Origin of the sequence: Streptomyces sp. NBC_01003, from assembly GCF_045162695.1 — a bacterium.
Lineage (GTDB): Bacteria > Actinomycetota > Actinomycetes > Streptomycetales > Streptomycetaceae > Streptomyces.
Genome location: NZ_CP108707.1, coordinates 4548778 through 4569493, shown reverse-complemented (window position 1 = coordinate 4569493; position 20716 = coordinate 4548778). Strand labels below are relative to the sequence as shown.

General features: G+C 70.5%; 16 protein-coding genes. 10 read left to right on the top strand and 6 right to left on the bottom strand.

What is annotated here, in order from left to right; translation table 11 throughout:
- The first annotated feature begins 182 nt into the window (after window positions 1-182).
- Together groES and groL are read left to right on the top strand one after the other, a co-directional pair.
- Window positions 183-491, top strand: coding sequence for a co-chaperone GroES (gene groES / locus OG698_RS20740; protein WP_073810087.1), 309 nt, complete (start codon window positions 183-185; stop codon window positions 489-491).
- A 110-nt stretch (window positions 492-601) separates the two neighbouring features.
- Window positions 602-2227, top strand: a complete 1626-nt coding sequence (gene groL, locus OG698_RS20735; protein WP_399971112.1) for a chaperonin GroEL — start codon at window positions 602-604, stop codon at window positions 2225-2227.
- 115 nt (window positions 2228-2342) lie between these two features.
- On the opposite strand, the gene OG698_RS20730 is transcribed toward groL, so the two are convergent.
- The 3 genes from OG698_RS20730 to OG698_RS20720 all read right to left on the bottom strand — a co-directional run bounded on the left by OG698_RS20730 (window position 2343) and on the right by OG698_RS20720 (window position 4861).
- Window positions 2343-3050, bottom strand: coding sequence for an ester cyclase (locus OG698_RS20730; protein WP_406104619.1), 708 nt, complete (start codon window positions 3048-3050; stop codon window positions 2343-2345).
- Window positions 3051-3208: 158 nt separating this feature from the next.
- Window positions 3209-3982 (bottom strand): SDR family NAD(P)-dependent oxidoreductase, encoded by a 774-nt coding sequence (locus OG698_RS20725; protein ID WP_399971114.1) that lies wholly within the window; start codon window positions 3980-3982, stop codon window positions 3209-3211.
- A 180-nt stretch (window positions 3983-4162) separates the two neighbouring features.
- Window positions 4163-4861, bottom strand: coding sequence for an MOSC domain-containing protein (locus tag OG698_RS20720; protein ID WP_406104617.1), 699 nt, complete (start codon window positions 4859-4861; stop codon window positions 4163-4165).
- A gap of 80 nt (window positions 4862-4941) precedes the next feature.
- On the opposite strand from OG698_RS20720, the gene OG698_RS20715 reads away from it, so the two are divergent.
- On the top strand, window positions 4942-5892 hold the full coding sequence (locus OG698_RS20715) for a LysR family transcriptional regulator (protein WP_406104615.1): 951 nt from the start codon (window positions 4942-4944) through the stop codon (window positions 5890-5892).
- A gap of 82 nt (window positions 5893-5974) precedes the next feature.
- Here the strand turns inward: OG698_RS20715 and OG698_RS20710 are convergent, their stop codons facing one another.
- The gene (locus tag OG698_RS20710; protein WP_100594840.1) at window positions 5975-6313 is read right to left on the bottom strand and encodes a WhiB family transcriptional regulator; all 339 of its coding nucleotides are present in this window, start codon (window positions 6311-6313) and stop codon (window positions 5975-5977) included.
- A 382-nt stretch (window positions 6314-6695) separates the two neighbouring features.
- Here OG698_RS20710 and OG698_RS20705 point away from each other — a divergent pair, with 382 nt between their 5' ends.
- From OG698_RS20705 to OG698_RS20690, 4 genes are all read left to right on the top strand, one after another.
- Window positions 6696-7307, top strand: coding sequence for a response regulator transcription factor (locus OG698_RS20705; RefSeq protein WP_003948568.1), 612 nt, complete (start codon window positions 6696-6698; stop codon window positions 7305-7307).
- A 253-nt stretch (window positions 7308-7560) separates the two neighbouring features.
- Entirely contained in the window at window positions 7561-8145 is a 585-nt protein-coding gene (locus OG698_RS20700; RefSeq protein WP_324903690.1) for a sigma-70 family RNA polymerase sigma factor, read from the top strand.
- Between the two features lie 259 nt (window positions 8146-8404).
- On the top strand, window positions 8405-9910 hold the full coding sequence (gene guaB / locus OG698_RS20695; RefSeq protein ID WP_100594839.1) for an IMP dehydrogenase: 1506 nt from the start codon (window positions 8405-8407) through the stop codon (window positions 9908-9910).
- A 115-nt stretch (window positions 9911-10025) separates the two neighbouring features.
- The gene (locus OG698_RS20690; RefSeq protein ID WP_100594838.1) at window positions 10026-11150 is read left to right on the top strand and encodes a GuaB3 family IMP dehydrogenase-related protein; all 1125 of its coding nucleotides are present in this window, start codon (window positions 10026-10028) and stop codon (window positions 11148-11150) included.
- 109 nt (window positions 11151-11259) lie between these two features.
- On the opposite strand, the gene OG698_RS20685 is transcribed toward OG698_RS20690, so the two are convergent.
- Entirely contained in the window at window positions 11260-12513 is a 1254-nt protein-coding gene (locus OG698_RS20685) for a nucleotide sugar dehydrogenase (protein WP_406104613.1), read from the bottom strand.
- 285 nt (window positions 12514-12798) lie between these two features.
- On the opposite strand from OG698_RS20685, the gene OG698_RS20680 reads away from it, so the two are divergent.
- Window positions 12799-14505 (top strand): glycerol-3-phosphate dehydrogenase/oxidase, encoded by a 1707-nt coding sequence (locus OG698_RS20680; RefSeq protein ID WP_406104612.1) that lies wholly within the window; start codon window positions 12799-12801, stop codon window positions 14503-14505.
- A 143-nt stretch (window positions 14506-14648) separates the two neighbouring features.
- Here OG698_RS20680 and OG698_RS20675 read toward each other — a convergent pair whose 3' ends face one another.
- The gene (locus OG698_RS20675; RefSeq protein WP_406104611.1) at window positions 14649-15680 is read right to left on the bottom strand and encodes a serine hydrolase domain-containing protein; all 1032 of its coding nucleotides are present in this window, start codon (window positions 15678-15680) and stop codon (window positions 14649-14651) included.
- A gap of 114 nt (window positions 15681-15794) precedes the next feature.
- Here OG698_RS20675 and OG698_RS20670 point away from each other — a divergent pair, with 114 nt between their 5' ends.
- A complete protein-coding gene (locus OG698_RS20670; protein WP_406104609.1) occupies window positions 15795-17897 on the top strand; it encodes a serine/threonine-protein kinase in 2103 nt (700 codons plus the stop codon).
- 129 nt (window positions 17898-18026) lie between these two features.
- Window positions 18027-20507, top strand: a complete 2481-nt coding sequence (locus OG698_RS20665; protein WP_406104608.1) for a protein kinase — start codon at window positions 18027-18029, stop codon at window positions 20505-20507.
- The last annotated feature ends 209 nt before the right edge of the window (window positions 20508-20716 follow it).

Sequence of the window (20716 nt, the reverse complement as noted above, 5' to 3'; positions counted from 1 at the left end):
CGCCCTCACTGAATTGGCACTCCGCTTGACCGAGTGCTAATCGCAGTCATAGTCTCGGCCCTGGCACTCCCCACTGGAGAGTGCCAATAGCGACGGGCAGGTCCGGCACCCGCGACGACGGATCCACCTGGTCGCCACCTCAGACAGTTAACCCCGTGATCTCCGAAGGGGGAGGTCGGATCGTGACGACCACCAGCTCCAAGGTTGCCATCAAGCCGCTCGAGGACCGCATTGTGGTCCAGCCGCTCGACGCCGAGCAGACCACCGCCTCTGGCCTGGTCATCCCGGACACCGCGAAGGAGAAGCCCCAGGAGGGCGTCGTCCTCGCCGTTGGTCCGGGTCGCTTCGAGAACGGCGAGCGCCTGCCGCTCGACGTGCAGACCGGCGACATCGTGCTGTACAGCAAGTACGGCGGCACCGAGGTGAAGTACAACGGCGAGGAGTACCTCGTCCTCTCGGCTCGCGACGTGCTCGCGATCGTCGAGAAGTAATTCACCCACTGTTTTAGTTCTGCGCCCCTGGCACCCCGCTACTCAGCTGCGACTTTTCTCAGCATGCCGGGCGTCGGGGGCGCAGTTCGTTCGAGAGGACTAACAGCTCCATGGCGAAGATCCTGAAGTTCGACGAGGACGCCCGTCGCGCCCTCGAGCGCGGCGTCAACAAGCTTGCCGACACGGTCAAGGTGACGATCGGTCCCAAGGGCCGCAACGTCGTCATCGACAAGAAGTTCGGCGCTCCCACCATCACCAACGACGGTGTCACGATCGCCCGCGAGGTCGAGCTCGACGACCCGTACGAGAACCTCGGCGCCCAGCTGGTGAAGGAGGTGGCGACCAAGACCAACGACATCGCGGGTGACGGCACCACCACCGCCACCGTGCTCGCCCAGGCCCTGGTCAAGGAAGGCCTGCGCAACGTCGCCGCCGGCGCTTCCCCGGCCGCCCTGAAGAAGGGCATCGACGCCGCGGTCAAGGCCGTGTCCGAGGAGCTCCTCGCGACCGCCCGCCCGATCGAGGACAAGGCCGACATCGCCGCTGTCGCCGGTCTGTCCGCCCAGGACTCGCAGGTCGGCGAGCTCATCGCCGAGGCGATGGACAAGGTCGGCAAGGACGGTGTCATCACCGTCGAGGAGTCCAACACCTTCGGGCTCGAGCTGGACTTCACCGAGGGCATGGCCTTCGACAAGGGCTACCTGTCTCCGTACTTCGTGACGGACCAGGAGCGCATGGAGGCCGTGCTCGAGGACCCGTACATCCTGATCAACCAGGGCAAGATCTCCTCCATCCAGGACATGCTGCCGCTGCTCGAGAAGGTCATCCAGGCCGGTGGCTCCAAGCCGCTCCTGATCATCGCCGAGGACGTCGAGGGCGAGGCCCTGTCGACCCTGGTCGTGAACAAGATCCGCGGCACGTTCAACGCTGTCGCCGTCAAGGCGCCCGGCTTCGGTGACCGCCGCAAGGCGATGCTCGGCGACATGGCCACCCTCACCGGTGCCACCGTCATCGCCGAGGAGGTCGGCCTCAAGCTCGACCAGGCCGGTCTGGACGTGCTCGGCACCGCCCGCCGCGTGACCATCACCAAGGACGACACCACGATCGTCGACGGTGGCGGCGTCAAGGGCGACGTCGAGGGCCGCGTCAACCAGATCAAGGCCGAGATCGAGAACACGGACTCCGACTGGGACCGCGAGAAGCTCCAGGAGCGCCTCGCGAAGCTCGCCGGCGGCGTGTGCGTGATCAAGGTCGGCGCCGCCACCGAGGTGGAGCTCAAGGAGAAGAAGCACCGTCTGGAGGACGCCATCTCCGCGACCCGCGCCGCGGTCGAGGAGGGCATCGTCTCCGGTGGTGGCTCCGCTCTGGTGCACGCCGTCAAGATCCTCGAGGGCAACCTCGACAAGACCGGCGACGAGGCCACCGGTGTCGCGGTCGTGCGCCGCGCCGCCGTCGAGCCGCTGCGCTGGATCGCCGAGAACGCCGGCCTCGAGGGCTACGTCATCACCTCGAAGGTCGCCGAGCTCGACAAGGGCCAGGGCTTCAACGCCGCGACCGGCGAGTACGGCGACCTGGTCAAGGCCGGCGTCATCGACCCGGTCAAGGTCACCCGCTCCGCCCTGGAGAACGCCGCGTCCATCGCTTCGCTGCTGCTCACGACCGAGACCCTGGTCGTCGAGAAGCCGGCGGAGGAGGAGCCCGAGGCCGGCGGTCACGGTCACGGCCACTCCCACTAGTGCACTGAGCAACTAGTACGGTGCCGGTCGCACTGGCGCCTGTTCGTACGAGGCCCGGTTCCGCGCTTGTCGCGGGGCCGGGCCTCGGCGTTGCGCCCCGCGACACGGCCGCCGGTCAGCCCTCGAGTTCGTCGAGCGCGCCGAGCTGGGCCATCAGCCCCAGCCGGTCGTTGTGCCACCAGCCCTCGACGATCTTCCCGTCCTCCTGGAACCGGAAGATGGTCGCGCCGGTCATCGTGACCTGCTTGCCCGTCGCCGGGATCCCCATGAAGTTGCCGTTGTGCTCGGCGCTGAAGGTCCACCGCGTGCACACCCGGTCGCCTTCGGTGATCTGGTCGTCGACGGTGAACTCGAAGTCGAACCCGCCGCGGTACATCTCGATCTCGCGCCGCATCGCGTCGAGACCGATGGTGTCCGCCACGTTGCCGGGATCGTGACCGTGGTAGTCCTCCGCGAGCAGGCCGTCGAGCGGCGGCAGTTCACCCTCGGTGGCGACCGTCTCGAAGAACCGGCGCGCGTTGCCCGCGTACAACTGCTCGTCCCGCACCACGTCCAGATCGGTGAAGGTGGGCATCTCGTCGCAGAGGGCGACCATTTCCCGGAAGATCGTGTCGGTCTCGGGAAGGTTCGAGTTCCGCATGGCCTCCTCGTACGACGGGAACTCGACGATCTCGATGAAGTGGGTGTCGTCGGACCGGTCCTTGCCGATGACGCTGTGCGTCGCGGTCCGCTTCCCCTGGGCCTTGTCCGCCCAGGCGTCCATGAGCTGGTTCATCTCGTCGAATCGGCTGGTCTTGCAGTCGATGACCTGCACAAACGTCATGACGCCGCCTCCGGCCCCCCTGAGCCCCCTGCGTAAGGTCCGGACAGCTCCATCTTCCCACCGCCGTGTAACGAGCCGGCGGGACCGGCGTGCAACGAGCCGGCGGGACCGGGCGAGGGCCGAGGTATCCCCCGCCCCGGCCCCGGACTCGCCGCGCCTTACTGCGGCCCGTACTTGCGACCCGTCTTCGCCGTGACCCCGCCGAGCAGCCCGCGCGGCGCCAGCTTCACGACGCCCATCAGCGTCTTGTACCGCGGATCCGGGATCGACAGCGACTTGCCGCGCGCCAGATCGGCGAGCGCCGCCGCCACCAGCTTGTCGGCGTCGAGCCACATCCACTTGGGGATGTTGTCGGTGCCCATCGCGGCCCGCTCGTGGAACTCCGTACGGACGAAGCCCGGGCAGAGCGCCATCAGCCGCACACCACTGCCGGCCAGGTCCCGCGCCGCGCCCTGCGTGAACTGCACGACCCACGCCTTCGACGCGCCGTACGTCCCGCGCGGCACGAACGCCGCCACCGACGCCACGTTCACCACGCCGCCCCTGCCGCGCTCACGCATCGGCGCCACCGCGGCGGACGTGAGCCGCAGGACCGCCTCGCAGTGCACCTTCAGCATCGTCAACTCGTCGGCGAGCGGGACCTCCAGGTACTGGCCCTTGTTGCCGAAGCCCGCGTTGTTGACCAGCAGGTCCACCGGACGCTTGCGGTCGGTCAGCCGCGCCTCGACCGCGCCGATGCCCTCGTCGGTGGCGAGGTCCGCCGTGAGCACCTCGGCCTCGATGCCGTGCCGGTCGTGGAGCTCGGTGGCCTGCTCCCGCAGCCGCTTGGTGTCACGCGCCACCAGGACGAGGTCGTGGCCGTCCGCGGCGAGCCGGCGCGCGAACGCGGCACCGATCCCCGAGGTGGATCCCGTAATCAGAGCGGTAGTCATGGGGCCAGGCTAGGGGGCCCCGGCCATGATCCGCCGGACACCCCCCCAGTGACCGCCGTGGGCATGACCACGCTCGGGAGCCCCCCGCGCGTGGTCCGGCGGGTGTCGCAGCCGGCGTGCGGCCGGACCCGCAACCGCCGTGCGGACCACGTCCGTTACCACCACGCGGCCACGCCCGCTCTACCCCTGCGTCGCGTCGCCCCCCGCGCCCCCGTCTCCGTACTTGGCCACGTACGTACGAGCCGTCTGGACCGCCTCGGGGTCGAGCACGTCCGCTGCGACGAGCAGCCGCGGCAGCAGCTCCCGCTCGGTCGTGACGGCGCGGAACTGGAAGGCGACGGTCACCTCGTGGTCGGGCCGGTGCACGATCTCGATCGTGTCGCCCGCCCGGATCGCGCCCGGCTCGATCACCCGCAGATACGCGCCCGGGGCGGCCCGCGCGGTGAAACGCCTGACCCACCCCTTCTCGCCGAGGTGGCCCTGGAACGTGCGGCAGGGGATCCGGCCGGAGGTGATCTCGAGGACCAGGTCGGAGCCGACGCGCCAGCGCTCGCCGATCTTCGCGCCCGTCACGTCGACACCCTCGGTCGTGAGGTTCTCGCCGAACGAGCCGTTGCGCAGGTCGTGGCCGAGCGTGCCCTGCCACTCGTCGAGGTCCTCGCGAGCGAAGGCGTAGACCGCCTGGTAGTCGCCGCCGTGATGGCGCAAGTCGCACACGGCGTCCCCCTCGAGACCGCTGGCGCCGACCCCCTTGGGCCCGGGCGCCGCCACCCGGACGGGGCCCGGCACCGGCTGCTTGTCGATTCCGGTCACACCCTCGGCCTGGTCGGTGTGCTCGCTGGCCTCGGGGCGACCCACATTCAGAGACAGAAGCTTCATGACGGCACGCTAGGCGACGCGGCGTCAAAGCGTCGACGCAATATTTCCTGTTGCACCCAAGGCCCCCTTATGCTTGAGGAATGATCGAGGCCCGTCACCTCCGTGTCCTGCGCGCCGTGGCCGCCACCGGCTCCTTCTCGGCGGCCGCCCGCGAGCTCGGCTGCACCCAGCCCGCGGTCAGCCAGCAGATGAAGGCCCTCGAATCCTCGGCGGGCACCCCGCTCCTCATCCGCACGGGGCGCGAAATGCGCCTCACTCAGGCGGGTGAAGCCCTGGTGCGGCACGCGGCGGGAATCCTGGCCGGGCTGACCGCGGCGGAGGAAGAGGTCGCCGCCATCGCGGGCCTGCGCGCCGGCCGAGTCCGCCTCGTCTCCTTCCCGAGCGGCAGCTCCACGCTCGTCCCCACCGCACTGGCCGCCCTGCGCGCCGCGCACCCCGGCACCCGCGTCTCCCTCGTGGAGGCGGAGCCGCCGCGCTCGGTCGAGATGCTGCGCGAGGGCGACTGCGACGTGGCCCTGGCCTTCAGATACGAGGGGCGGCGCGAAGCGTCTCCGGACAAGGGCGGTGGTGGGAGACGGGAGGGAGAAGGGGCGCAGGCCGCGGAGGACTGGGACGACCTCGTCGTACGTCCGCTGCTCGCCGACCGTCTCGTCGGCCTTGTCCCTGAGGGGCACCGTCTCGCCAAGTCGGACGCGGTCTCCATCGGCGAGCTGGCCGACGAGCCCTGGATCGCGGGCTGCCCGCGCTGTCGCCGGCAGCTGGTGGAGGTCTGTGAGGATGCGGGATTCACGCCGCGCATCGACTTCGCGACCGACGACTATCCGGCGGTGATCGGCCTGGTCGGCGCGGGCCTCGGTGTGGCGGTCCTGCCGGAGCTCGCCATTGAATCCGTACGGCCCAAGGGTGCACGCACAGTGACGGTGGAGCCGGCTGTGCAGCGCGAGATCGTCGCCCTCACACTGCCCGACCTGGCCCAGGTGCCGGCCGTGGCAGCCACGCTCGACCACCTGGCGCGGGCCGCGGCCCGCTGATCGGGCCCTGACGAACCCGTGATCGGGCCCTGACAAGCCCGCGGGCACGCAACTGCGTGCCCACCGTGAAGAAACGTTTCCGTCAGTTGTTCACCACGGGCGGGGCGCCGCCCGCCGACGCCGGTGCGGCGGCGACGAGCCGGTTGCGGGCGCGGCCCATGAGCTCCTCGCGCTCATCCTCGGTCAGCCCGCCCCACACGCCGTACGGCTCGCGTACCTGGAGCGCATGAGCAGCGCACTCCGCGCGCACCGGACATCTCATGCAGACCTCTTTGGCCGAGTTCTCGCGTGCGCTGCGCGCCGCTCCCCGTTCTCCCTCCGGATGGAAGAAGAGCGAGCTGTCCACCCCGCGGCAGGCCGCGAGGAGCTGCCAGTCCCATAGATCTGCGTTCGGTCCGGGAAGGCGGGAGAAATCTGCCATTGCTGTGTCCCCTTGTAGCCGTTCTGACGCGGATACGGTGCCCAAGAACCGTACATCTACTGTCTAAGGAGATGAAAATATGACTCATTACGAATCTAGCCTCAGACACCACTGAAAGTGAAGAAAAACGGCTAAATGGGGCATGCATTGTGGCGAAACCTTGTGGGTCGCTTGCGCCGTCTGCTCTGTATCCGGTCCCTCACGTAGAGTGCCGAAGCAGACCGCCGAACCCGTAACTCTTTCGGGTGACCGTCGTTGAGAGTGCGGAGGCGGTTGAAAGAACAAGCGCTCGGGCATGTGTCCGAGAGCGTCGACCGCACAGGTGACGATTCGTACCAGCCTGGAGGCCCAAGGTGACGCGCATCAGCTGCGGAGGACGGTCATGACATCCGTCCTCGTCTGCGACGACTCCCCGCTTGCCCGAGAAGCGCTCCGCCGCGCGGTCGCGACCGTCCCCGGCGTGGAGCGCGTGACGACCGCGGCCAACGGCGAGGAAGTCCTCCGCCGCTGGGGCGCCGACCGCTCGGACCTGATTCTGATGGACGTACGCATGCCCGGTCTGGGTGGCGTCGAGACGGTCCGGCGGCTGCTGTCCGCCGATCCCGGTGCGCGCATCATCATGCTCACCGTGGCCGAGGACCTGGACGGTGTCGCGCTCGCCGTCGCGGCCGGTGCCCGCGGCTATCTGCACAAGGACGCCTCGCGCGCCGAACTGCGTGCCACGGTCACGCAGGCGCTCGCCGACCCGACGTGGCGGCTCGCGCCGCGCAGACTGCGGTCGGCCGAGATGGGTGCGGCGCCGACGCTCACGGCGCGTGAGATCCAGGTGCTCGAGGGCATGAGTCACGGCCGGTCCAACGCGGAGATCGGGCGCGAGCTCTTCCTCTCCGAGGACACGGTCAAGACGCACGCACGCCGCCTCTTCAAGAAGCTCGGCGCCTCGGACCGCGCGCACGCCGTGGCGCTCGGATTCCGCTGGGGCCTTGTCCGCTAAGGCCCACGATGCGCCGCCGCGGGGGCACAGCGATCCCCGTCCGCCCCAGGGCGGACGGGGCTGCGGACGGCCGCCGGTCCTCGTTTCGCCGGACATGCCGCATCCTTGAGTTGTGGAGTTCCTCAGGGACGAGTCGGTCGAGCGGAAGGGGAGGGCGCACGAGATGAGTTCCGGCGCACCTGCTCATAACGCTTCAGTGCACAACTACGGACGCGGTGCCACGGACCGGACGCCGTCAAGGCACCATGGACCGATGCGCGACGACGAGGCAGCCGGCCCAGGAGCCATCGGTGCACTGGTCCACAGCGCCGTCGAGGGCGACGAGCAGGCCACGCACGACCTTCTCGCGCACGTCCACCCCCTCGCGATCCGCTACTGCCGCAGCCGTCTGACCCGACTGCCGGGTGACGCACGGCACTTCGTGGAGGATCTCGCGCAGGAAGTCTGTGTCGCGGTGCTCCTCGCGCTGCCGCGCTACAAGGACACCGGGCGCCCCTTCGAGGCGTTCGTCTTCGCCATCGCCGCGCACAAGGTCGCCGACCTGCAGCGCGCTGCCATGCGGCATCCCGGTTCCACCGCCGTGCCCTCCGACGAGATGCCGGAGCGGCCCGACGACTCGCTCGGACCGGAGGAGCGGGCCCTGCTCAGCAGCGATGCGGAGTGGGCGAAGAAGCTCCTCGCCAACCTTCCGGAGAACCAGCGCGAGCTGCTGCTGCTCCGGATCGCCGTCGGCCTCACCGCCGAGGAGACGGGACAGATGCTCGGCATGTCGCCGGGCGCCGTCCGAGTCGCCCAGCACCGCGCACTCAGCCGACTGCGGGCGCTCGCCGAGCAGTGAGCCGAACCGACGAGCTGAAACTGCGAGCTGGACCGGCGAGCCGAAACAGCGAGCCGAGCAGTGCTTCAAGCAGTGCCCCAAGCCGCGACCCGATGAGTGAGACGCGCCACGCGCGCGTGGGACTCCCCCTGTGCAGGGCGCGGGCCGCGCACGTGTGAACGTACAAATCTGCTTGGTGATCTTGATCGTGGAATGAGACACCTCCGGATCCCGTTAGCATGGACATCCGCACCGATCAAGGCCATTTGGGGAAGGTGTCATGACTGCAAACGTCGACGGAGTGCCCGAGAAATTCGCGACACTCGGGCTGACCTACGACGACGTGCTGCTGCTGCCGGGCGCGTCCGAGGTCCTCCCGAACGCGGTCGACACCTCGTCCCGCATCTCCCGCAACGTGCGCGTGAACATTCCGCTGCTGTCGGCGGCGATGGACAAGGTCACCGAGTCCCGCATGGCCATCGCCATGGCGCGACAGGGTGGCGTCGGCGTGCTGCACCGCAACCTGTCGATCGAGGACCAGGTCAACCAGGTCGACCTCGTGAAGCGTTCCGAGTCCGGCATGGTGACGGACCCGATCACCGTGCACCCGGACGCGACGCTGGCCGAGGCCGACGCGCTCTGTGCGAAGTTCCGCATCAGCGGCGTCCCGGTGACCGACCCGGCGGGCAAGCTGCTCGGCATCGTCACCAACCGCGACATGGCGTTCGAGTCCGACCGCAGCCGGCAGGTGCGCGAGGTCATGACGCCGATGCCGCTCGTGACCGGCAAGGTCGGCATCTCCGGCGTCGACGCCATGGAGCTGCTGCGCCGCCACAAGATCGAGAAGCTTCCGCTGGTCGACGACGCGGGTGTCCTCAAGGGCCTCATCACGGTCAAGGACTTCGTGAAGGCCGAGCAGTACCCGAACGCCGCGAAGGACGCCGAGGGCCGCCTCCTCGTCGGTGCCGCGGTGGGTGCGAGCCCCGAGGCCCTGGAGCGCGCTCAGGCGCTGGCCGAGGCGGGCGCGGACTTCCTCATCGTCGACACGTCGCACGGACACAACAGCAACGCGCTGAACTGGATGGCGAAGATCAAGTCCAGCGTCGGCGTCGACGTCATCGGCGGCAACGTCGCGACGCGTGACGGCGCGCAGGCCCTGATCGACGCCGGTGTCGACGGCGTGAAGGTGGGTGTGGGCCCCGGCTCCATCTGCACCACGCGCGTGGTCGCCGGTATCGGTGTCCCGCAGGTCACCGCGATCTACGAGGCGGCTCTCGCCGCGCGTGCCGCCGGTGTCCCGGTCATCGGTGACGGCGGTCTGCAGTACTCCGGCGACATCGGCAAGGCGCTCGCCGCCGGTGCCGACACGGTGATGCTGGGCAGCCTTCTCGCGGGCTGTGAGGAGTCCCCGGGTGAGCTGATGTTCATCAACGGCAAGCAGTTCAAGTCGTACCGCGGCATGGGTTCCCTCGGGGCGATGCAGTCCCGTGGGCAGGGCCGGTCGTACTCCAAGGACCGCTACTTCCAGGCCGAGGTCGCCTCCGACGACAAGCTCGTGCCCGAGGGCATCGAGGGTCAGGTGCCCTACCGCGGCCCGCTGGCCAACGTACTGCACCAGCTCGTCGGCGGCCTGCGCCAGACGATGGGCTATGTGGGTGCCGCCTCCATCGACGAGATGGAGACCAAGGGCCGGTTCGTGCGGATCACGTCCGCGGGCCTCAAGGAGAGCCACCCGCACGACATTCAGATGACGGTCGAAGCGCCGAACTACAGCCGCAGCAAGTAGTCGCCGACAGTCGAAGACAGGGTCAGGGGCGGTCCCGGGGTTCCCCGGGGCCGCCCCTGGCGCGTATGTCGGGGATACTGGAAGGCGCTGAAACGCAGAGGGAAAGGCCACACACGTGACTGAGATCGAGATCGGGCGCGGCAAGCGCGGCCGCCGGGCTTACGCCTTCGACGACATCGCCGTCGTACCGAGCCGCCGTACGCGCGACCCGAAGGAGGTCTCGATCGCCTGGCAGATCGACGCCTACCGCTTTGAGCTGCCGTTCCTGGCCGCTCCCATGGACTCGGTCGTGTCGCCGGCCACCGCCATCCGGATCGGGGAGCTCGGTGGCCTCGGCGTGCTGAACCTCGAAGGCCTGTGGACCCGCTACGAGGACCCGCAGCCGCTCCTCGACGAGATCGGCGAGCTGGACACGGAGAGCGCCACACGCCGCCTCCAGGAGATCTACGAGGCTCCCATCAAGGAGGAGCTGATCGGGCAGCGCATCAAGGAGGTGCGCGACTCCGGTGTCGTCACCGCCGCCGCGCTGTCGCCGCAGCGCACCGCCCAGTTCTCCAAGGCGGTCGTGGACGCGGGCGTCGACATCTTCGTGATCCGGGGGACCACCGTGTCCGCCGAGCACGTCTCCGGTGCCGCCGAGCCGCTGAACCTGAAGCAGTTCATCTACGAGCTCGACGTGCCGGTCATCGTGGGCGGCTGCGCCACGTACACGGCCGCGCTGCACCTGATGCGCACCGGCGCGGCCGGTGTGCTGGTCGGCTTCGGTGGCGGCGCCGCGCACACCACGCGCAACGTGCTGGGCATCCAGGTGCCGATGGCGACCGCCGTGGCCGATGTGGCCGCTGCCCGCCGCGACTACATGGACGAGTCCGGCGGCCGGTACGTGCACGTGATCGCCGACGGTGGCGTGGGCTGGTCCGGCGACCTGCCGAAGGCCATCGCCTGCGGCGCCGACGCCGTGATGATGGGCTCCCCGCTGGCGCGCGCCACGGACGCGCCCGGCAAGGGCCACCACTGGGGCATGGAGGCCGTCCACGAGGACGTGCCGCGCGGCAAGAAGGTCGACCTCGGGACCGTCGGTACGACGGAGGAGGTCCTCACCGGGCCTTCGCACACCCCGGACGGTTCGATGAACTTCTTCGGCGCCCTCAAGCGCGCCATGGCGACGACCGGCTACAGCGAGCTCAAGGAGTTCCAGCGCGTCGAGGTCACGGTGGCGGACTCGCAGCACCGCCGCTGACGCAGTTCTACGCAGATGGGGCCCGCACCGGTTCGGTGCGGGCCCCATCTGCGTAGAGGGCCACTACAGGTCTCCGTGGAGGGCCGTTACACCTCTTAGTAGAGGGCTTCTACAGGCGGTGGGCCGCGCCCGTCGGGGTGGCGCCCCTGGTGTCCAGGAGGAGCTGGGCCTTCACGGACAGGCCCTGGAGGTCGTACGTGCGGTGCTGCTGAAGCAGGATCGTCAGGTCGGCGTCGGCTGCTGCCTCGTAGAGGGAGTCCGCGCGGGGGACGGGGTGGCCGAGGACGTTCCACGACGGGATGTGCGGGTCGTGGTAGCTGACCGCCGCGCCCAACTGCATCAGCCGGGTGGCGATCTCGTGGGCGGGGGTGCCCTCCAGGTCGGCGACGTCGGGCTTGTACGTGACGCCGAGGAGCAGGACGCGGGCGCCGCGGGCCGACTTGCCGTGTTCGTTGAGGAGGGTGGCGGCGCGCTGGATCACGTACTGCGGCATGTGCTGGTTGACCTGCTGGGCCAGTTCCACCATGCGCAGGGGGCGGACCGGGAGGGGCGGGCGTGAGAGGTCCTGGGGGACTCCGTGGCCGCCGACGCCGGGGCCGGGGCGGAATGCCTGGAAGCCGAAGGGCTTGGTCTCGGCGCAGCGGATGACGTCCCACAGGTCGACGCCCAGGTCGTGGCAGAGGACGGCCATCTCGTTGACCAGGGCGATGTTGACGTGGCGGTAGTTGGTCTCCAGGAGCTGGACGGTCTCGGCCTCGCGCGGGCCACGCGCGCGTACGACCTTGTCGGACAGGCGGCCGTAGAAGGCGGCGGCGGACTCGGTGCAGGCGGGGGTGAGGCCGCCGATGACCTTGGGGGTCGTGGCGTACGCGTGCGTGCGGCTGCCGGGGTCGAGGCGGCCGGGGGAGTAGGCGAGGTGGAAGTCGCGGCCGGCGCGCAGCCCCGAGCCGTCCTCCAGGAGGGGGCGCAGGACGCCTTCGGTGGTGCCGGGGGCGACCGGGGTCTCGATGATCACCGTGGTGTGGGGGCGCAGGCGGGTGGCGAGGGCGCGCGTGGCGTCCGTGAGCTGCGCGAGGTCGAGGGAGCGGTCCGCGCCGAGTGGCGCGGGGGCGCAGATGACGGCGGTGCGGACGCGGCCGAGTTCGACGGGGTCGCCGGTCGGCCGGAAGCCCCCCGAGAGCATCCGGCGGATGTCGGCGGCGGTCAGGGTTCCCTCGGCGCCGTCGCCGGGGAGGCGGCCGGCCGCGAGGTCGGTGGCGCGTGCGGGGTCGTAGCCGATGGTCGCGATGCCGGTGGCGACGGCGGCCTGGGCGAGGGGCAGGCCGAGGTGACCGAGTCCGATGACGGCGAGATCTGCGGGCATGGAAGTGGGCCGTCCTTCCCAATAGCCGGAGCGGGAGGGGAGCGCAAGTCCTGTGGACAAGATGGACGAGCGCAATGTCAGACTAGGAGTAAATATGACCGTTATGCGGTATTGCGGGGCCGGGAATCCGGGAGTGTTGTCCACAGGCTGCGGGTGAGTGGTGGCTGAAGTCGGGCACGGCGGTCAGAATCGGTGAATGGGGGATGAGAGCCGGGGCACACCGGACAGGTGACACCGGTGGGACCGACTGGACCGACGCCGACTGACCGACAGCGGGAGGTAGCAGTGAGGACAGCGACACTGGGACCGGCGGAGCGTGCCGAGGCGCTCGCGGGAATGGCCGAGCGGGAGCTGGACATCCTGGTCGTGGGCGCGGGGGTGGTCGGCGCGGGAACCGCGCTCGACGCCGCGACCCGTGGACTGTCCACCGGCCTGGTCGAGGCGCGGGACTGGGCCTCCGGCACATCGAGCCGGTCGAGCAAGCTGATCCACGGCGGGCTCCGGTATCTCGAGATGCTCGACTTCGCGCTCGTGCGCGAGGCGCTGAAGGAGCGCGGGCTGCTCCTTGAGCGCCTCGCCCCGCACCTCGTGAAGCCGGTCCCGTTCCTGTATCCCCTGCAGCACAAGGGCTGGGAGCGGCTGTACGCGGGCTCGGGCGTCGCCATGTACGACGCGATGTCGATGGCGCGCGGGCACGGGCGCGGCCTGCCCATGCACCGCCATCTGAGCCGGCGTCAAGCACTGCGGGTCGCGCCCGCGCTCAAGAAGGACGCGCTCGTGGGTGCGTTGCAGTACTACGACGCGCAGATGGACGACGCGCGGTACGTGGCGACGCTGGTGCGGACAGCCGCGATGTACGGGGCGAAGGTCGCCAACAGGGCGCGTGTGACGGGGTTTCTGCGCGAGGGCGAGCGCGTCGTCGGCGCCCGCGTCGAGGACGTGGAGGGCGGTGGGGAGTACGAGATCCGCGCCCGCCAGATCGTGAACGCGACGGGCGTGTGGACGGACGACACGCAGGCGATGGTGGGCGAGCGGGGCCAGTTCCACGTACGCGCGTCCAAGGGCATTCACCTCGTCGTGCCCAAGGACCGGATCAACTCGACGACCGGGCTCATCCTGCGTACTGAGAAGAGCGTCCTGTTCGTGATCCCGTGGGGGCGCCACTGGATCGTGGGCACCACGGACACGGAATGGGACCTCGACAAGGCGCACCCCGCGGCCTCCAGCGCCGACATCGACTATCTGCTCGAGCATGTGAACTCGGTGCTCGCGGTGCCCCTCACGCGCGACGACGTCCAGGGGGTCTACGCGGGCCTGCGGCCCCTGCTCGCCGGTGAGTCCGACGCCACGAGCAAGCTCTCGCGCGAGCACACGGTGGCGCACCCCGTGCCGGGGCTCGTCGTCGTGGCGGGCGGCAAGTACACGACGTACCGGGTCATGGCCAAGGACGCCGTCGACGAGGCGGTGCACGGGCTCGACCAGCGCGTTGCCGACTGCGTCACCGAGGACATTCCGCTGGTCGGCGCCGAGGGCTACCACGCGCTGTGGAACGCGCGGGCGAGGATCGCCGCGCGGACCGGGCTCCATGTGGTGCGGGTGGAGCATCTGCTCAACCGGTACGGGTCGTTGGCGGAGGAGTTGCTCGACCTGGTGGCTGCCGACCCCGGGCTCGGCGCGCCCCTCACCGGCGCCGACGACTATCTGCGGGCCGAGGTCGTGTACGCCGCCTCGCACGAGGGGGCGCGGCATCTCGACGATGTGCTGACGCGGCGCACGCGGATCTCGATCGAGACGTTCGACCGGGGGACGCGGTGTGCGCGTGAAGTGGCGGAGCTGATGGCTCCGGTGCTCGGCTGGGACAAGGACCAGATCGAGCGCGAGGTGCAGCATTACGAGAAGCGGGTGCAGGCTGAGCGGGAGTCTCAGCGTCAACCTGATGACCTCTCGGCCGATGCGGCGCGATTGGGGGCGCCGGATATTGTGCCGCTGTGATGGGGTGGGCCGGGGTTGCGCTGAGGGCTGTGCCCCCAGGCCCCCCCCTCGCGCTTCGGGCTCGTCCTCAAGCGCCGGACGGGCTGGGTAGGGGGTTGGGCTCGTCCTCAAGCGCCGGACGGGCTGGAACGGCGGGATCGTCTTTAGGTGTTGGGTTCGCAGAACTCTGCCGTCAATAGGCGGCGTTCCAGTTGGGGGGTGTTCGTCACCGTGGCTGTGTTGGTGCGGAACGTGATTACTCTCGACGCCGTTCTCGTTGCCGCTGTGCGGACGTAGCTGCCTTCGATTCGGCCGTTGTGGCCCCAGACCGTCGGTCCGCAGGGGAGTTTCGTCGGGTAGATGCCCATGCCGTAGCGGCCTTGCGTGGTGCGGGTGTTGAGCATCGTGCTGAGTTGGCGTGGCGGGAGGAGGCGGCCCTTCAGGAGGGCCGTGTAGAAGCGGTTCAGGTCCGTGAGGGTGGAGATCAGTTCGCCTGCGGCGCCGGCCACGCGTGGGTTCAGGGTGGTCACGTCGCGGCCCGTCGCGTCGTACGCGCGGCCGTGCGGGGTGGGCAGGTCGGTGTGGGTGCCGGGGAACGACGTGCCGGTGAGGTGGAGCGGTTCGATGATGCGGCGGCGGGCCTCGGTCGCGTACGAGTGGCCCGTGACCTGGCCGATGACCATGCCGAGCAGGACGTAGTTCGTGTTCGAGTACGACCAGTGGCCGCGGGGCTTCGGCGGGTCGGCCTCGGCCAGGCGTACGGCGGTGCCGGGGGATATCGGGATCTTGCCGTGCGTGCGCGCCGTGAAGTCGGGCAGGCCACTGGTGTGGGTGAGAAGCGAGTGGAGGGAGACGGCGTGGTCACGTAGGAGACCCGGGAGGTGATCGTCAACCGTGTCCGAGAGGCGCAGGCGGTGTTCGGCGGCGAGTTGCAGCACGACCGTTGCGATGAACGACTTCGTGATGCTCCCGGCCCGGAAGTGGTCGGTGCGGCGGATCGTGGGGCCGGTGCGTACGAAGCGCGTCGTGCTGCCCTCGCGGGCGAGCAGCGCCGCGGCGGGGGCCTTGCCCTCCGTGACCAGCAGCGGAAGAGTGGCGTCCGTGGCCGGGGCCGCGAGTGTCGTGGAACTGCCCGGAAACATACAGAACAGGGCTGCTGCCAGGGGTATCGCCAGCAGTGTCCGAAGTACGGGCATGACGGTCCTTCCCTGTGTGTGGTCCATCATGAGGGACGGCCGACCCTGGGCGTGGAGTGGTCTCCGGGTAAGGGACAATGAAGGCTCTGTCAGGGCGGGTTGCAGAGGGGACGCATGTCGGAGGCGGAGCAGGCGGGCACAGCTCGTCAGGACAAGAGTGCACGTCTCCTCGCCGGGCGCTACCGGCTGGGAGAAGTCCTCGGCCGCGGCGGCATGGGCACCGTGTGGCGGGCGAAGGACGAGACGCTCGGCCGGACGGTCGCCGTCAAGGAGCTGCGGTTCCCGTCGAGCATCGACGACGAGGAGAAGCGGCGTCTGATCACGCGTACGTTGCGTGAGGCGAAGGCGATCGCGCGGATCCGGAACAACAGCGCGGTGACGGTCTACGACGTGGTCGACGAGGACGACCGGCCGTGGATCGTGATGGAACTCGTCGAGGGCAAGTCCCTCGCGGAGCAGATCCGCGAGGACGGTCTGCTGGAACCGCGGCGTGCCGCCGAGGTCGGGCTCGCGATCCTCGACGTGCTGCGCGCCGCGCACCGCGAGGGCATCCTGCACCGCGACGTGAAGCCGTCGAACGTGCTGATCGCCGAGGACGGGCGCGTCGTCCTCACGGACTTCGGCATCGCCCAGGTCGAGGGAGACCCCTCGATCACGTCCACCGGCATGCTCGTCGGCGCGCCCTCGTACATCTCGCCGGAGCGGGCACGCGGGCACAAGCCCGGTCCCGCAGCCGACCTTTGGTCGCTCGGCGGACTGCTGTACGCGTCGGTGGAGGGCGTTCCTCCGTACGACAAGGGGTCCGCCATCGCGACCCTGACTGCCGTCATGACCGAGCCGGTCGACCCGCCCAAGAACGCCGGGCCGCTGGAGAAGGTCATCTACGGGCTGCTCGCCAAGGACCCGGAGCAGCGGCTCGACGACGCCGGGGCGCGGGCGCTCCTCAACGACGTCCTGCACGCTCCCGAGCCCAAGGACGAGGAGCCCGAGCCGGTCGACGCGACCAAGGTCGTGCCGCTGCCGCCCATTCCCGAGCAGACGCCCAGGGCGCCGAAGGCGTCGAAGGCGCCCAAGGTGCGCTTCGGCAAGGGGAGTTCGGGGGCGGGGGCTGCTGCGGGCGCCAGCGCTGCCGCCGCTTCTGGTTCTGCGGAGGCCGGATCCGGATCCGGTTCCGGTGTCGCCGTGGGCGATGGCGCGGGCAAGAGGGGCGAAGAGGCCGCCGAGAAGCTGCGCGGTGCGCTGCGGACGGTGCGGAAGGCCGCTGCTGCGGCCACCGCCGCGACGGCGGCCGGCGCGGCAGGTAAGGGCGGCGGAGATGCGTCCGGCGCTACGGCGGAAGCCTCCGCGCATCCCGCGGTCGGGCAGGGCGGTTCGGGTATCCCGGCGCAGCCCGCCGGGCCGCCGCGTACGCCCGCGACCAGGGCCTCGCTCACGGACGTGGTCCCGCGGCGCACCCTCGTGATCGTGGCGGTGCTCGTCGCGCTCGCCGTGATCGGCACCGTCATCGGCATCGCGTTCAGCGGTGGCGACGACGGCAGTTCCGCCAAGGGCGGCGACAAGGCCGCCTCCGCGGGAGCGACCGGAGGCAGCGGCGGTAGCGGTAGCAAGGACAAGGGCAGCGGCTCCGGCAGCGGCAACGACGCGGCGCAGGACGGCGGCAAGGGCTCCGACAAGGGCAAGGGCTCCGGCTCGGACACCGACAAAGGCGGCGACAAGGACGGCGACGCCGGCCAGGGAGCGTCGCCCGACAGCACCAGCGGCGGCAGCGGGGTTCCCGGCGGCAGCGGCGCCGCCTCGACGTACAAGCACGACCAGGGCTTCTCCATCGGGCTCCCGAAGGGCTGGAAGTACGTCTCGACGAGCGCGGCGGGGGCCCGCTTCACGGGTCCCGACGGGCAGAAGCTGCTCGTCGGCTGGACGACGACGCCCAAGTCGAACCCGGTCCAGGACTGGCGCAACCAGGAGCAGTACATGCGCCGCGCCCAGTACGACCGGATACGCATAGCGGCCGTCGACTTCCGCGACTGGAACACGGCGGACTGGGAGTTCACTTACGTCGACGGGGGAACCAAGTACCGCTCCGTGGACCGCGGTTTCGTGGTCAACAGCGGTCTCGGCTACGGCCTGATGTACACGGCCAAGGCCGCTGACTGGGACGGTGCGCAGCGCAAGGCTGCCTGGGAGACGTTCACCAAGACGTTCAAGCCGAAGTCCTGAGCCTGACAGCGGTCCGGCACGTATCGTGAGTGCTTGCGGACCGTGCGCAGCCGCATCGGTACGTATCACTGCGCACAACAGGGCGCAGAACGAACGTAATTGACCACCGGGCGGACAGGGGGACGCGTCGTGGAGGACTACGCGGGGCGAGTGCTCGCCGACCGCTACCGCCTGCCGCTGTCGCCCGCCGACGCGTACGAGTTCGCATCGACGCGGGCGTTCGACACCTACAGCGGCCAGGAGGTCCTGGTCAGACAGGTGCCGTTACCCGAGGTCGTCGAGGCCGAGGTGCTCGACGCCGAGGGGCTCCCGGACGGGTTCGTGCCGCGTGAATCGCGTGGCCGGCGCGAGCGGGGGGACGCGGCGCGGACCACGCGCAGGCCGACGGATCCCGCGGTGCGCCGCGCCATCGAGGCCGCGCAGGCCGCCGCCCAGATACCCGACCACCCACGGCTCGACCAGGTCTTCGACGTGTTCGCCGAGGGCGGCTCGCTGTGGATCGTCAGTGAGGTCGTCTCCGCGCGGCCGCTCGCCGCGCTGCTCGCCGAGGAGCCGCTGTCCCCGTACCGGGCGGCCGAGGTCGCGTCCGACGTCCTCACCGCCCTGCGCGCGCTGCACGCCCACGGCTGGGTCCACCGGAACATCACCGCCCGCACGGTTCTCGTGTGCGACGACGGCCGGATCGTGCTGACCGGACTCGCGGCCGGCGCGGCGGAGGAGGCGTTGTGCGGCTATGACCCGACGCCGGCGCCGCCCGCGGCACCCTCGGAACCGCAGGACCCGCAGTCTTCGGCTCCCGCGTCCCCCTACACCCCTCCTGTTCCCTTTGCCCCCGCGCCGTCCCGGCCCGCCGCCCTTGAGGCCGGGAGTGACCCGCGGGCCGCGCGCGCGGGGGCGATAGCCGCGTACCGGGCCGGTGCACGGGCCGCCGCGCGCGGGGGTGCGGACTCGGACGGGACGCCGGGGCCGCCGCAGCGCGGGCCGGGCGGGGAGTCCGGGGAGTCCGGGGGTGAGTCCGGCGCCGGGACGCACAGTGGCGACGCGCAGTCCGGCCGGATCGACGACCCCTACGGCGTACGCGGTTCCGCCGAGCGCCCCTGGCACGGGGCGATCCCGCGGCCCGGCATGGAGCAGGCCGAGCCCACCGCTCTTGTGGCGCCCGGCTCCGCCCCGGAGAGCACGCGTTGGGACCAGCTCATTCCCGCGCAGCAGACGGCGGCGACGGCCCGTCGCGGGCCGGCCACCGCCCTCGCCGCCGACCGTGCGCGGCAGGCGCGGATGACCGTCGTCGGGCCCGTCACCGAGCGCTGGGCGCCCGAGCAGGCGGGGCCCGTCCACGAGAACTGGCAGCTGGCCGCCCCGATCGGCCCGGCCACCGACCTGTGGGCCCTCGGCGCCCTCCTCTTCCGGGCGGTCCAGGGGCATGCCCCGTACCCGGAGGAGAACACCGGCGAGCTGGTGCAGATGGTGTGCGCCGAGCCGCCCGCGTTCGCCGAGGAGTGCGGGCCGCTGCGGCCCGTCGTCGAGTCGCTGCTGCGTCAGGACCCCACGGAGCGGCTCGACTTCGAGGAGCTGCGGGGGTGGCTCAGGTCGCTGGTGCGGTCCGCGCCGGAGCCTGAGGCGGGCGCGAACGTCGTGGCCGCACCCCCGTTCGACGCCACGCGGCTGCCGATCGTACGGCGCCGGGGCGAGCTCGTGCGCAGGCGCCGCTGGCGCTCCTCCGCCCAGGCTGGGGCCGGGGCCGGGCCCGGGCATGCGAGGCACAAGCGGGCCAAGGCGCAGCCGCAGCAGGCGGAGCGGCGCACGAGGCCGGAGCGTCGCCCCCAGTCGGAGCGAGAGCGTCGCCCCCAGTCAGAGCGCGGCCCCAGGAAGCCCCGTTCGCTCGGCCGCACCCTGCTCGTTCTCGTACTGCTCGGCCTGGCCGCCGCGGTCGCGTATGCCGTGGTCTTCATGCCGAAGGCCGAGCCGAGCGGCGGCACGCCGGGTGACGGTGCCAAGGATCATGCGGGCGCCACCGGCGGGGGCCGGCCCGCGCCCGAGGGCGGCAGGTCCACGCCGGCGCCGTCGGCGGGCGAATCCGCGGGCAAGAACGGCGGCAACGGCTCGTCGCCCCCCTCCGCCACCGATCCGCAGACCGACTCGTCCGAGCCCGAGGTCGCGCAGGGCTTCACCCTGCGCAAGGACCCCGAAGGGTTCCGCGTCGCCGTCGCCAAGGGCTGGAACCGGCAGGGCAGGAACGGACAGGGCCAGGTCCTCTACACGCACGGCGACTTCGAGCTCGTCGTCGTACCGGGCCGCGACAGCACGTCCGCGTACGGCAGCGACCCGATGACGTACCAGCGGGAGAAGGAACGCGAGTTGCAGCCGTTCCGCGACTCGACGTGGGCGACGTCCTCCGGGATGCGCCGGATCGACGTGGGCGGTCGGGCCATGGCCGAGGGGCAGTTCACGTGGCAGAACTCGGCGGGCCGTGAGACGTACGTACGCAACCTCGCGATGATCGTGGGCGGCCGGTACCACGTGGTGCAACTGCGGGGCCCCGAAGCCGAACGCGACGAGGTGACGCGCCTGTACCAGCAGGCGTCGGCGACGTATCAGAGCACGGGCTGATGTATCGGAGTACGGGCTGGTGCAACGCCAGACGTCGTACCGGCGTACTGAATGCACCTAGTTGATGACCTGTCGGCCCCCGTCCCGGCAGGCGACAAGCGTCACAGTGCGGTCTCCGTGCACCCCCGGCGGTTCCCTGTGCCTGGGCCGCTCCCTAATGTGGCTCTGTCAAGGCCATGAGCGGCCCTGGCACGACCAATGCGCCTGCG